Genomic DNA, 12377 nt, shown 5'->3' with positions numbered 1-12377 from the left:
TTCATTAATGACTCTCAAAATCTCCTGAGTGCGGATGTCTCACATCCCCGCCCGGACCAGCTCCCCCAACTGCCGCAGCAAACGGTCATTGTCTCCGCGGCCCTTGACCGCGATGCGGATATGCCCGGCTTCAAGGCCGGGATACATCGCGCAGCTGCGGACGAGGATGCCGCCCGCGCCCAGCCGCTGCTGCATCTCCTGCGCGCTCCACGGAGCAGGCAGCCGCAGCAGCAGGAAGTTCGCCTCGCCCGGCGGCACGCCGCAGCCGAGCTCAAGCAAGCCCTCCCGCAGCCGCTGCCGCTCGGCTGCGATCAGCGCGCGCGTCTCCTGCCCGTAGCCGCCGCCGCAGCGCAGGCAAGCTTCCCCGGCCAGCAGCGCCAGGCCGTTGACGCTCCAGGTCACCTGCTTGCCGGTCATGGCCGCGGCAAGCGCCGGATGCGCGGCAGTGAAGCCCAGCCGCAGCCCCGGAATGGCAAAAAACTTCGTCATCGAGCGCACCAGCACCGTATGACGATAAGCCCCCAGCTCCGGCAGCAGAGATTGCCGGTCCGCTTCCGGGATGAAGTCGATGAACGCTTCATCTACTGCCAGCACCGTCCCGCAGGCCTCCGCCTGCTGCGCGAGCTGCCGCAGCGCGTCCAGCGGATACTGGACGCCGTTCGGATTATTCGGCTGGCCGAGGAACAGCAGATCGACCTGCTCCAGCAGGCCGGAGACGGCGTCCACAGATGCCCTGTAGTCCTCTTCTGCTGTTCCCTGAACAGACAAGACCTCCGCGCCGAACTGCTCCGCGAGCTGGCGGTACTCGGAGAAGCACGGCTCCACGACACCCACCCGGCGCGGCGCCACCGCCAGGAGCAGCAGCGCCATCGACTCTGCCGCCCCGTTCGCCACGGTAATCCAATCCGTCCCGCGACCCAGGTCCTCCGCCAGCAGCGCCTTCAGCCTGCGGTGGCCCGGATCGGGGTACGCTGTGATAGCGGAGACCGCATCCCGCAGCAGCGCCAGCACGCCGGGCGGCGGCCCCAGCGGATTAATATTGGCGCTGAAATCCAGGAACCCGCCGCTGTTGTCCCCGTATAACTCGGCTGCGGTCAACAGATCACCGCCATGTCCATATTTTTCAAGCATATGTATATCCCCCATGGTTATATTTCGTCATCCTACATCCCCCGTGTCCATAACTCCCCATCATAATATCCTCCGTGTCCATGTTTCCATCCTAAATCCTCTCTGTCCACACTATTAATAATTTATCATCGCTACATCAGGCAGTTACCTTCCCATTCTCCCAATTATTGGCCAATTGCCGGAAATCCGTCAATGCTATTTCCCCCACTTCCGTGCCTCCCCGCCCCATTCCCCCTTCCCTTTTGTAGAAATCTCTCTTTTAGTTTAGAATAAGTACAGCAGTTTACTATGGTTAACGGAGGAATCACGAATGCTTTTTATCGATAACACCGGAATTACAGACGCTTCGATCAATCTGGCCATTGAGGAGTTTGCGCTCAAAAACCTCCCGATGGACGAGAGCTACCTGCTCTTCTATATCAACAGCCCGTCGATCATTATCGGTAAGCATCAGAATACGATCGAGGAGATCAACCAGGAATATGTGAAGGAGCATAACATCCAGGTCGTGCGGCGGCTGTCCGGCGGCGGTGCGGTGTATCATGATCTCGGCAACCTCAACTTCAGCTTCATTACCAAGGATGACGGCCAGTCCTTCCATAACTTCCTGAAATTCACCCAGCCGGTCATCGACTATCTGCAGTCTATGGGCGTGAACGCCGAGCTGAGCGGACGCAACGATCTACAGGTCGGGGAGCAGAAAATCTCCGGCAACGCCCAATTCTCCTCGCGTGGACGTATGTTCAGCCATGGCACCCTGATGTTCGATCTGAATCTGGATGATGTCCAGGCTTCCCTGAACGTAAATCCAGAGAAGTTCAAGTCGAAGAGTACCAAGTCTGTGCGCAGCCGGGTCGCCAATATCAAGGAGCTGCTGGGCAATCCTGACATGACCATTGAACAATTCCGCGAGGGGCTGCTGCGTTCAATCTTCGGCATGGAGGCCTCCGAGGTGCCGCAGTACAAGCTGACAATGGACGACTGGGTGCGGATCAATGAAATCTCCAAGGAGCATTACCAGAATTGGGACTGGAACTATGGTCTGTCGCCGAAGAGCAACGTGAAGCACACCCGCAAATTCCCGGCAGGGCTCGTGGACATCCGCATGGATATTGAGGATTCAGTCATCCGGGAGATCAAAATCTACGGCGACTTCTTCGGCGTCGGCGATGTGGCAGATGTGGAGAACGCGCTGCGCGGCAAGCGTTATGAGGAGGCAGAGGTCCGCCAGGCACTGGCTGATCTCGATCTGAAGCATTACTTCGGCCGCATTGAACCGGAGGACTTCATCGGACTTGTGTTTCTTGAGGAATAGTTTCATAGCAAGTCGAATTTTATATTTTAAAAGAACCCCGCTAACCTGCCGCGTCCTGCGCAGAGCTAGTGGGGTTCTTTGCCTTCGTATACTTGGTGTGCTTGGTGGGCTTGGTGGGTTTGACGGGGTTGGCGCAATTGCAACCTTTGACCCGCCACAAACAGTTGGAGAAACGTATCTTATTTAGTGGGTTTCTGCGGATTTCACGGAAGCAGGTGGATAAATGGCATCTATTCATATGCGATTCTGCTACTTGGGCCGATAGGAGAGGAATTAAGTGTTGTTTATCCAACTACTGTCCCGTAAAGCGCTACTCGTTCATCAGCAAGTGTAGAAAACCCAACTGTTTCTGCACTTAACTCATCCGATCCAAATTCCGAAGAATCATATCTACTCCATCTCACCTAATCTGGCATTCCCATCCGCTAATTTACGTGAGCCCACTCTCTCGCACACACGAGAACCTGTCTGTAACCCTACAATAATCCTGCACGGACTATACAAGCACGAACACATACACAACGAGCGCCAGCGTAAGCATCACGCATACTTTCTCCACCGCATTGCCCTTCTTCGTGCCGGTGCTCATCAGCTTCAGGCGCAGCTTGAAGGGGATCGGAGGCAGCGGGGTAATCCCGCGCTGGGTCAGGGAGTCGGCGAGGAGATGCAGCCCGTAGGACAGGCTCCCGGCAATCCACAGACTGCCGCCGTCATTCATGTCAAGGGAGACGAAGTATAACAGCGCGCCCCATCCGGCTACGGCATACAGCGTATGCGTGATTCCCCGGTGTGGAACTACGGAAGCTACGACCAGCACACAGGCGGCGATATAATTCCAGGGATCGTAGGCATCGGCAAAAGCAAACAAGGCCAGCGCAATCAGCAGCATCACCAGATGCCGCAGCCTGCGGCTGGGCAGGAAGGATACGCTGCCGACCAGCAGCGCCAGTGCGATATTCCAGGGCGGCTCCGCTATCCCGGCAAAATAAAGATAAATGCCAGCTCCGATCAGCGACACCTGTAAAATACGCAGCAAAAACTCTGGCACGGCCTTGCGTACCAGCAAGGAATTCGGCTCGTCGATATCGGGCAGCAGTGAGCTGACCACGGCGACGGCAACAGCCGGAAGGGTAATAGCATGCCCTAGCAAGCTCATGGCGGACAGGGTAACCCCGGTGCTGATAACTAAATGGGATTTGCCCATCATGGTGAATCCGCTCCTTAGATGAAAGTATAAATGCTTCTGGATGTCTTGAAATAAGAACAGGTGTGCGGTTACCGAAGTATACCAAGGCTTTCCTTTTTTGTCCAGCTTATATGTAGTTTAGAGGCTCCTCAGGCCCGCAGGACCAAGGAAGCCGTACAGTTTCGGCTTGTCCTGCCCCCTGTTTTAGGATACAATTTGGACAACTCAACTGGCCCTGAAAGGATGACACCCTGTGAATCGCTCCCGAATCGCCGATCTAAGTCTCCTCCTGGTGGCGATGATGTGGGGCTGTACGTTTCTGATCGTGCAGTCCGCCGTGCGGGTGCTGCCGCCGCTTGCCTTTAACAGCATCCGGTTTACAGGTGCCGCTGTGCTGCTGGCCTTGATTACCGCTGTCTTTTACCGCCAGGAATGGCGGAAGCTGAGCTTGCGCATGGTGGTGCATGCCCTGCTGCTGGGCCTCTTCCTGTTCCTCGGCTACGGCTTCCAGACCGTCGGGCTGCTGTACACCACCACCTCCAACACGGGATTTATTACCGGGCTGTCGGTGGTGCTCGTGCCGTTCCTGTCTCTGGCGCTGCTGAAGACGGCCATCTCCAGATATACCTGGCTGAGCGCCGGGCTTGCAGCAGGCGGCTTATATCTGCTGACCTTTACCGGCTCTGCCTTCTCCCTGAATAAGGGCGATGGCCTGATTCTGCTCTGCGCCGTGGCTTTTGCGCTGCAGATCGCGTATACCGGCAGATACGCACAGCGTTATCCGGCCCTGCCGCTCGCGTCGCTTCAGCTCGGCTTCGTAGGCCTGCTCAGCATCGCCGCCTCCCTGCTCGTAGACGGAAGCGGCCCGCTGCTGCACAGCGGAGAGCTGCTCCGCCAGCCGGAGATGCTCACTGCAATGCTGATCTCCATCGGGCCCACCAGTGCCTTCGCCTTCTGGATTCAGACGGCCTGCCAGAAATACACCACCCCGTCCCGGGTGGCGGTCATCTATGCCATGGAGCCGGTGTTCGCGGCCGTCACCGGCCTGCTCTTCGGCGGAGAGACGCTGGGTATATCTGCGCTGCTCGGCTGCAGCTGCATTCTGGCCGCCATGCTGCTGGCGGAGCTCAGCCCCGCACCGCCCCGGACGCAGGCGGAGGGCTGAACCGGAATCCGCGAACCTTTTTACCAGACTTGCTACAGACAGAGAGCCGTGCTTCCGTTCCCCTTCCTAATAGAAGTGATAGCGGATAGCCGGACTACAAACCACACTTAGGAGAGAACCCAAATGTACAAATTGATTGCCATTGATATTGACGATACCCTGATTAACGACGACAAGGAAGTGACCCCGGCCACCCAAACCGCGCTGGAGCAGGCTGTAGCCGCAGGCGTTGTAGTCACCCTCGCTACCGGACGCGCTTATGCTTCCGCCCAGGCAATTGCCCGCCAGACCGGACTGAATGTGCCGATTATTACCTACCAAGGGGCGCTGGTAAAGAACCTGCTGGATGAAGAGGTCCTATATGAGCGTTATGTGCCGCAGGAGGCGGTACGCAAGCTTTTCCAGTATTGTGTAGAGCATAATCTGCACCTGCAGACTTATATTGACGACAAGCTGTATGCCCGCGAAGAGAACCAGAAGCTGATTGACTATTCGACTCTGAACGGAACGCAGTACTATATCGAGCCAGACTGGGAAGCGAAGCTGGTTCCTCAAAAAACTCCAAAAATGCTCATTATCGACGATCCCGATTTCCTCGATGAGCTGTCCCCAATCCTGCGCAGCCTGCTCGGTGATTCCGTTCATATCACGAAGTCCAAGCCGCATTTCCTGGAGATCATGCATCATGAAGGCACCAAGGGTCTGGCCCTGGAATTCCTGGCCGCACACTTTGGCTGCGAGCTGTCCGAGACGATGGCTGTCGGCGATTCCTGGAATGATCATGAGATGCTTGAAGCTGCGGGTCTCGGTGTGGCGATGGCGAATGCCATTCCTGCACTTAAGGAAATCGCTGATTTCGTTACGCTCAGCAACAATGAGGACGGCGTGAAATACGCCATTGATAAGTTCATTCTTAACGCAGGCCAAGAAGCATAAGCTGCTGCAATAACAGCAGAGTACAATGCCAAAAAGGGTGGTACCCCGCAGGTTCATGGTACGAACTGCGGTGCGCCACCCTTTTATCCTAATATAGAAAGGAAGATCCTTCATGGAAGAGATATCAAATGAGGAACAACTGCAATCCATAGCCTCGATGCAATCAACCATCCGTAAGCTTGAGAGCGCCTTAACCCAGATGATAAGCAGCGGCTCCAATACCACTCTGGTCCAGAAACGCCTGAACGCCATGCACATCGGTTTAGCTGTTCTCGACAACGTCTGGAATGAGAAGCCTCTCTCTTATACTCCTGCCGAGCTGGCAGAAGCCCGCCATGTTCTGCTCGGGTTAACCCCATCCGTAGAATCCAGTTATGCTAAGTCTAAGGCTGGCAGCCCGCAGCGGACGCTCCTGGAAAGAAGACTCCAGGCGCTGGGACAGGTGATCCAGGCCATGGACACCCTCTAAGAACCTAGGCGATAGGGGCTAACAATTCCTCCGTCGCCTCCCGCTCAAGCTGTGAATGATACAGATCCGAATACCGCCCCTCTGCCGCAAGCAGCTCCTCATGTCCGCCCCGCTCCACGATCTCCCCGTTCTCCATTACCAGGATGACATCGGCATTCTGGATGGTTGAGAGACGGTGGGCGATTACAAGCGTTGTCTTATCCTTCATCAGCTTACGGATGGCCTGCTGGACCATCCGCTCCGACTCATTGTCAAGGGCAGCCGTAGCTTCATCCAAGAGCAGGATCGGCGCATTTTTGAGCATCGCTCTGGCAATGGACAGCCGCTGTCTCTGACCTCCGGACAACCGGGAGCCATGCTCGCCGATATCCGTGTGTATGCCTTCCGGCAGCTCCGCCACGAACTCGTACGCATTCGCCTGCCTCAGCGCCTCGACAATCTCTTCATCTGACGCACCGGGCTTGCCGCTCTCGATATTGTCCCGGATACTCCCGGAATACAGGCCCGACTCCTGAGGCACATAGGCGAAGTAGCTGCGGAGCTCTGCCAGCGGTATTCCGCTGATCGGACGGCCGTTGATCGCAGCCTCACCCGCATCCGTCTGATAGAAACCAAGCAGCAGCTTGAACAGGGTGGATTTCCCGCCGCCGCTCGGACCAACTACGGCCATTTGCTGGCCGCGTGCCAGCTCCAGACTGACCTTGTTAAGGCTCTGCTTCTCACTGCCCGGATAGCTAAATGACACCTCTGCAAGCCGAAGCTCCCCGAATCCCGGCAGCTCCGCCTGGACTTCAGGCAGCACTTCAACCTCGGCCGGCGCATCCATTACCTCGAATATCCGCTCCGCTGCACCCAGCGATTGCTGCATGGAAGCGACCAGGCCCGGCAGGGACGAGAACGGACCCACCAGATAGTTCATCAACTGAATGAAGGCAATCATCGCACCGACCTCAAGTCTTCCATTCGCCACGAACCACCCGGCAATCACCAGCGCCAGCAGGAAGGTCAGATTCCCCAGCAAGGAGGAGATCGCTCCGGTTGCGCCTTCGATTCTCGCTTTCTTTTTCTCTCCTGAGGTAATATCCTCACTGTAGCCCACATATTGCTTCTGCAGCCTGCGCTCCATAGAGAAGGCCTTGAACACCATACTGCTGCCCAGAATATCGTTCAGAAAAGCCGTAGTCCGGCTCATACTTTCCTGCACCCGCACACTGTTGATGCGCATCGCATTGCCGAAGATTTTACCGGTCAGGAACAGCAGCGGCCCGATGGACAGGCAGATCAGCGCCAGCAGCCAGTTAATATAGATCAGATAGCCGAAGGAGGCTACCGCGAGCAGCGGGTTGCGCAGCAGATCCAGCATCACCTGCCCGCACGCTTCCCCCACCGACTGATTGTCATTTGTGAACCGGGACAACAAATCACCGGAATGATTGCGGTCGAAATATGACTGCGGCAAGGCCAGCGTATGCCCCATCATATCTTGGCGCAGCTCATTTCTGATTTTGGCCGATACATTGGTCTTGAGATACGCACTGACGAAGGTATTCAATCCTGTGACCAGCAAGAATAGAATCCCGAACCAGGTAAGCCCCTTGAACGCCTCCACATCAAGACGGACGGCCGCATCCGTAATCCTGGCCAGGAACCAGGCCATCGTAAGATCGAGCACAATACTGAATAACGTCACCAGCAGCAACACAGCATAGATCAGCTTATGCCTAAGCATGTATGTACTTAATCTGGCAAAAGCACCTTTCTTCTTCACATCATCAGCTCCTCTTTAGAATTCAGCACCCCGCACCTTGGCATATACCTTGCTGTCATGGAGCTCCCCGTCCGACTCACGGGTGCTTTTGCGCAAAATACCATCCAGTGTAAATCCGGCACGCTCCGCGACAGCGGCGCTTCTCCCGTTAAGGGCACTGCACCGGATTTCAATCCGGCTTGCTCCAAGTTCTCTGATTGCAAAATCTGTAATTCCGTTCACCGCTTCCGTCATGTATCCCTTGCCCGAGCAAGAGCTTCTGATCCAGTACCCTATTTCGAATTGGCGGCAATCCCAATCCACATGATGCAGACCTATATTGCCCACGAGTCTGCCGTCCTCCTTGCGGAAAACCTCCATATTCAAAGTGGTGCGTTTCAGATAGGCTACTTGCGATTCACGGACGTATTGCTCCGTTTCCTCCACAGCCGGCATACTCTGGGCAAAGGGCATCCACGGCTTCAGCTCATCCAGACTCTCCCGGATGGCTTCATTCATTTCCTTACCGTCTCCAGGCCGCAAAGCACGGACAAGCAGCCGCTCTGTCTCAAAGCTCTCTGGAATATCAAGCAGAATCGGGATTAAATCATTACTCATATTCTTAAACCTCCAGGATGATCGATTGAATGCATTATGGAACATCGTTATAGTATAGTGCCTCCTTCTCTTTTTGAAAATAAAGAAATATACGCATCATATACATAAAACTGGAAGAGAGGCTCGTGGTAAGCCCACTCTCTGCGGCTCCGATATCTCTAGTTTACTAGCCCCCAGGTAAGGGACCCAGCGGCGGGGGGCTGATTCCCTGTCGGTCTTGGGGCTGAAATAAATGGTAAGCAATTGTGAAGGAAATGAACGCTATAGCGTCAAAAGGCATTGCGGATAGGTGAATTCTTATGCTTCGTCAATCGTAATATTGTATACTTGCACAAAGCATGGAGGGTTGATAGAGAGAGGATGAATGATTGGTCATGGCCAAAACACATATGGAGGTAATAGCAGAAGAGCAAACACGGCTGGAAACGCTACGGCTGGCCCTGCTGATCGAGGCACATGTTACAAGTGACGGGACAGCCGAGACACCGATTCAAGGATTGTATTTCAATCGCTACTCCAGACCGGAGCCATCCGATTACATGCACACGATGCAGTGGCCAACCGTAGGCATTGCAGCGCAGGGGACCAAAATCATCAAAATCGGCGAACAGACCTCCGAATACAGCGGCTCGCGTATCCTGGTTGCTCCCGTAGCGATGCCCATCAGCATGCAAACGATTCAGGCAAGCACCTCAGAGCCTTTCCTTGGAGTAGGTGTCTATCTCGATCCGCATAAAATCGCTGCGCTGATCCCGAAGGTCTATCCCAACGGCCTGCCAAAAACCGGCAAGCGCAGCGCAAGCTATGTGCTGGAAGGCGAACCTGCCATAATCGGCGCGGTGGCCCGGCTGGTCTCGTGCTTGGATGAGCCTGGCGATAATGGCCTGCTGGCCTCGCTTGCAGCGGATGAGCTGTTCGTCCGGCTGCTGCGCAGTCCAATCGGCGTATATGTGGCCGAAACCGTGCTGGCCGGATCGAATGTTCAGCGCGTTGCCAAAGCGATCGACTGGCTGCGGAGCCACTTCGCGGAATCTCGGACTATCGCCGAGCTGGCCGCCATGGTTCATCTCAGCGAATCCTCGTTCCGCGAATATTTCAAGTCGGTGACCTCAATGAGTCCGCTGCAGTACCAGAAGGCGCTCCGGCTTCAGGAGGCGCGGCGGCTGATGCTGTCCGGCGGGCGGGATATAACCACAGCTTGCCGGCTGGTCGGGTATATCAGCGATTCACAGTTCAGCCGGGATTACAGCCGCTTTTTCGGCAATCCTCCGAGCCGGGATATTGCCAAATGGAGATGACAGCAATGGGAATGAGGGTGTTTTTCCATTGAATCGGGCAAACAATCAAGCGGAACGGTCAAACGTTCAGGCAGCGATCCGTCTATACTGATTCTTATCCGAAGGCGCCGGGAGGCGCAGCGGAAATGATCACCGGAACAAGCTGCTGAATAAAGGCTTGATTTCTTGAGGAGGACACCGGAATGCGGATTTTTGTAACGGGAGCAAGCGGCTTTATCGGGTCGGCAGTGGTCCGGGAACTGCTTGAGGGCGGACACCAAGTCTCCGGACTGGTACGCTCGAAGGAAGCGGCTGGGCGGCTGGAAGCCGGCGGAACGAGAGCCGTTCGCGGCTCTATTGAGAATACGGAGCTTTTGCGCCGGGAAGCAGCTCAAGCTGATGCTGTTGTGCATACGGCATTCTATCATAAGTTCTCCCATGCCGGGCTGCCGGCAAAACTGCGGATTATGCTGGGAGGAAGTCCGGGGCGCGCGGCGGCCCGCTTCATGGCTGCGGCGGTCGGCACGGATTGCCGCGCCATTCAGGCTTTGGGAGCCGGGCTGTCAGAGCGGTCTGGTGCGCTTGTAATTGCGATCCCCACCATGACGCTCACACCCGGCAGGCTGGCGACCGAGGAGGATGCGGGAGATCCTGCTTCCATCGGAGGAGGACGGGTGGCGTCGGAGCAAGCGTTGCTGGCGCTTGCCGGTTCCGGCGTCCGGGCATCGCTGGTACGTCTTCCGCCGATCGTATACGGCAGCGGTGACCAGGGCGGCCTGCTGCCCTCCCTGATCCGGGCCGCAAGATCCAAGGGAGCTGCCGCCTATATCAGGCAAGGGACCAATCGTTGGCCCGCTGTACACCGGCTTGACGCGGCGCGTCTGTTCAGGCTGGCCGTCGAGCAGGCTCCGGCGGGCACGCGGCTCCATGCTGCGGGGGAAGAAGGGATACCTTTCCGGCAGATTGCCGAAGCGGTGGCGCGGCAGGCGAACCTGCCCTCCAAGCAGATCGGACCCGGGGAAGCCAGCGCTTATTTCGGCTGGCTGGGCCCGTTTGTCTCGGCCGACAATCCCGTGTCTTCAGCGCTGACCCGCGAGTGCTTCGGCTGGAACCCGCAGGAGCGTGAGCTGCTTGCCGAAATCGAGCGGGGTGATTATTTTGCGGGCCACTCGCTGCGTTAAGCAAATCCGATTAGTGACCATACAAAGAACAAAATTACCCTAGCGGGTGAAGGAAGCTGATGCCTTCTCTCGCCGGCCGCTTGTAAGGAGCAGTATTGTTGCACTTTTTGCAGGATTCTTCTATACCTATTACTGGCTGAAGCACAATGTTGCATAATTTGCACAAATTCCGGTGTGGTGAGCAAGTCAGCGCGGGATTTGTTGCATTCTGTGCAGGATTTCAGGCTTTGACCGCTTCTATGAGGCAGTATTGTTGCAATTCATGCAGGATTCTCTATAACTGTAGAAAATCATAATTTCCAAACCAACGAGAAAGAGCTTTCCATAAAGTCAGTACAAACTAACTTTCTGGAAAGCTCCTTTTTGTGTTATTCGTGAACCTGTTGCTGCACCTTGATACTTAAGTCTCCTCCCGGCACAGCGGAAGCCTCATCCCCGTAACGGCAAGCGTGACCTTCTCCGGCAGAATATAATCCTTATCCAGATTGATGTCATGTGACATATGTGTGTAGACCGCACGGCGCGGCTGAACGGTCTCCAGCAGGTCGGCGGCTTCGGTCATATCATACACAGAGCGGGTGGACAATTCAGCTGCTTCGTAATAAAAGCTGGTTCCCAGCACCAGCAGGTCCGCTCCATGCATACGCCTGGTTTCCTCCGTGGTCAGAGAGATCGAGTCCGGGCAGTACACCCAGACATAGTCCTCCTTCTCCAGCCGGTAGGCGTAAGAGTACCCGTTCTTACCGTGGTTTACCCGCCATGTGCTAATCTGCCAGCCGTCCACTGCGATGCCGTCATCGCAGGGAATCATGTCGATATGCCCAGTAAGCCACGGGTACTGACGCTGAATGACAGGAATAACCTCTGCCGGAGCATACAGCTCGCCCCGGAAGCCCATCCAGCGGCAGCTGTCGGCCCACTCCGGCAGCCCGCCGATATGATCGAAATGCGCATGTGTCACGAGCAGACGCTTCATGGTACGGTGTCCCTGCAGCTCCATCTGCCTCCGCCAGTCCGGCCCGCAGTCAATTGCCAGGAAGCCGCTGCCGTTATCTATAAGCACAGAAGAACGCAGGCGGTTGTTGCGCCCGGTGGTTCTTGCTTCCGTGCAAGTCTCACAATCACAATAGACGCGGGGTACGCCCATGGCATCCCCTGTTCCAAGGAACACTAATGTATCCATATGCCTGCCCACCTCACCGTCTTTTTTCTCGAATATCCGTCAATTTATTATAGAACAGCAGCCCCTTCTTTGCACACCAGCCTGTAAGAACGGCAAAGAGCCGTCCCTCAGCCTCATCCGGCTGGAGAACAGCTCTCATTATCCTTCGCACTGCACATTAAGCTCATGT

At 55.9% G+C, this 12377-nt stretch carries 11 protein-coding genes; 6 read left to right on the top strand and 5 right to left on the bottom strand.

Features of this window, described 5'->3' with window-relative positions; all coding sequences use genetic code 11:
• Positions 1 to 39: 39 nt before the first annotated feature.
• Positions 40 to 1131 (bottom strand): threonine-phosphate decarboxylase CobD, encoded by a 1092-nt coding sequence (gene cobD, locus MKX63_RS19095; protein WP_341019283.1) that lies wholly within the window; start codon positions 1129 to 1131, stop codon positions 40 to 42.
• A 310-nt stretch (positions 1132 to 1441) separates the two neighbouring features.
• Between cobD and MKX63_RS19090 the strand changes: the two genes are divergently transcribed.
• Positions 1442 to 2446 carry a lipoate--protein ligase gene (locus MKX63_RS19090; RefSeq protein WP_341019282.1) on the top strand — a complete coding sequence of 335 codons (1005 nt, stop codon included), beginning with the start codon at positions 1442 to 1444 and terminating at the stop codon, positions 2444 to 2446.
• A 496-nt stretch (positions 2447 to 2942) separates the two neighbouring features.
• Here the strand turns inward: MKX63_RS19090 and MKX63_RS19085 are convergent, their stop codons facing one another.
• On the bottom strand, positions 2943 to 3653 hold the full coding sequence (locus tag MKX63_RS19085; RefSeq protein WP_341019280.1) for a metal-dependent hydrolase: 711 nt from the start codon (positions 3651 to 3653) through the stop codon (positions 2943 to 2945).
• 232 nt (positions 3654 to 3885) lie between these two features.
• Between MKX63_RS19085 and MKX63_RS19080 the strand changes: the two genes are divergently transcribed.
• The 3 genes from MKX63_RS19080 (at position 3886) to MKX63_RS19070 (ending at position 6202) form a co-directional block, all read left to right on the top strand.
• Positions 3886 to 4797: a DMT family transporter gene (locus tag MKX63_RS19080; RefSeq protein ID WP_341019277.1), complete on the top strand. Its 912-nt coding sequence runs from the start codon at positions 3886 to 3888 to the stop codon at positions 4795 to 4797.
• Between the two features lie 123 nt (positions 4798 to 4920).
• The gene (locus tag MKX63_RS19075) at positions 4921 to 5733 is read left to right on the top strand and encodes a Cof-type HAD-IIB family hydrolase (protein WP_341019274.1); all 813 of its coding nucleotides are present in this window, start codon (positions 4921 to 4923) and stop codon (positions 5731 to 5733) included.
• A gap of 112 nt (positions 5734 to 5845) precedes the next feature.
• The gene (locus MKX63_RS19070) at positions 5846 to 6202 is read left to right on the top strand and encodes a hypothetical protein (RefSeq protein ID WP_341019272.1); all 357 of its coding nucleotides are present in this window, start codon (positions 5846 to 5848) and stop codon (positions 6200 to 6202) included.
• A 4-nt stretch (positions 6203 to 6206) separates the two neighbouring features.
• On the opposite strand, the gene MKX63_RS19065 is transcribed toward MKX63_RS19070, so the two are convergent.
• Positions 6207 to 7970 carry an ABC transporter ATP-binding protein gene (locus MKX63_RS19065; RefSeq protein WP_341019271.1) on the bottom strand — a complete coding sequence of 588 codons (1764 nt, stop codon included), beginning with the start codon at positions 7968 to 7970 and terminating at the stop codon, positions 6207 to 6209.
• A 15-nt stretch (positions 7971 to 7985) separates the two neighbouring features.
• Positions 7986 to 8567 carry a GNAT family N-acetyltransferase gene (locus MKX63_RS19060; RefSeq protein ID WP_341019270.1) on the bottom strand — a complete coding sequence of 194 codons (582 nt, stop codon included), beginning with the start codon at positions 8565 to 8567 and terminating at the stop codon, positions 7986 to 7988.
• Positions 8568 to 8941: 374 nt separating this feature from the next.
• Between MKX63_RS19060 and MKX63_RS19055 the strand changes: the two genes are divergently transcribed.
• Positions 8942 to 9865: an AraC family transcriptional regulator gene (locus tag MKX63_RS19055; protein ID WP_341019269.1), complete on the top strand. Its 924-nt coding sequence runs from the start codon at positions 8942 to 8944 to the stop codon at positions 9863 to 9865.
• Positions 9866 to 10047: 182 nt separating this feature from the next.
• Positions 10048 to 11025: an SDR family oxidoreductase gene (locus MKX63_RS19050; protein WP_341019268.1), complete on the top strand. Its 978-nt coding sequence runs from the start codon at positions 10048 to 10050 to the stop codon at positions 11023 to 11025.
• 400 nt (positions 11026 to 11425) lie between these two features.
• On the opposite strand, the gene MKX63_RS19045 is transcribed toward MKX63_RS19050, so the two are convergent.
• Positions 11426 to 12208, bottom strand: a complete 783-nt coding sequence (locus MKX63_RS19045) for an MBL fold metallo-hydrolase (RefSeq protein WP_341019266.1) — start codon at positions 12206 to 12208, stop codon at positions 11426 to 11428.
• Between the last annotated feature and the right edge of the window lie 169 nt (positions 12209 to 12377).

Source organism: Paenibacillus sp. FSL R7-0179 (genome assembly GCF_038002265.1).
Classification (GTDB): Bacteria; Bacillota; Bacilli; order Paenibacillales; family Paenibacillaceae; genus Paenibacillus_AQ.
The sequence above is the reverse complement of the archived record's forward strand: the minus strand, read 5'-3'. Positions and strand labels throughout refer to the sequence as shown.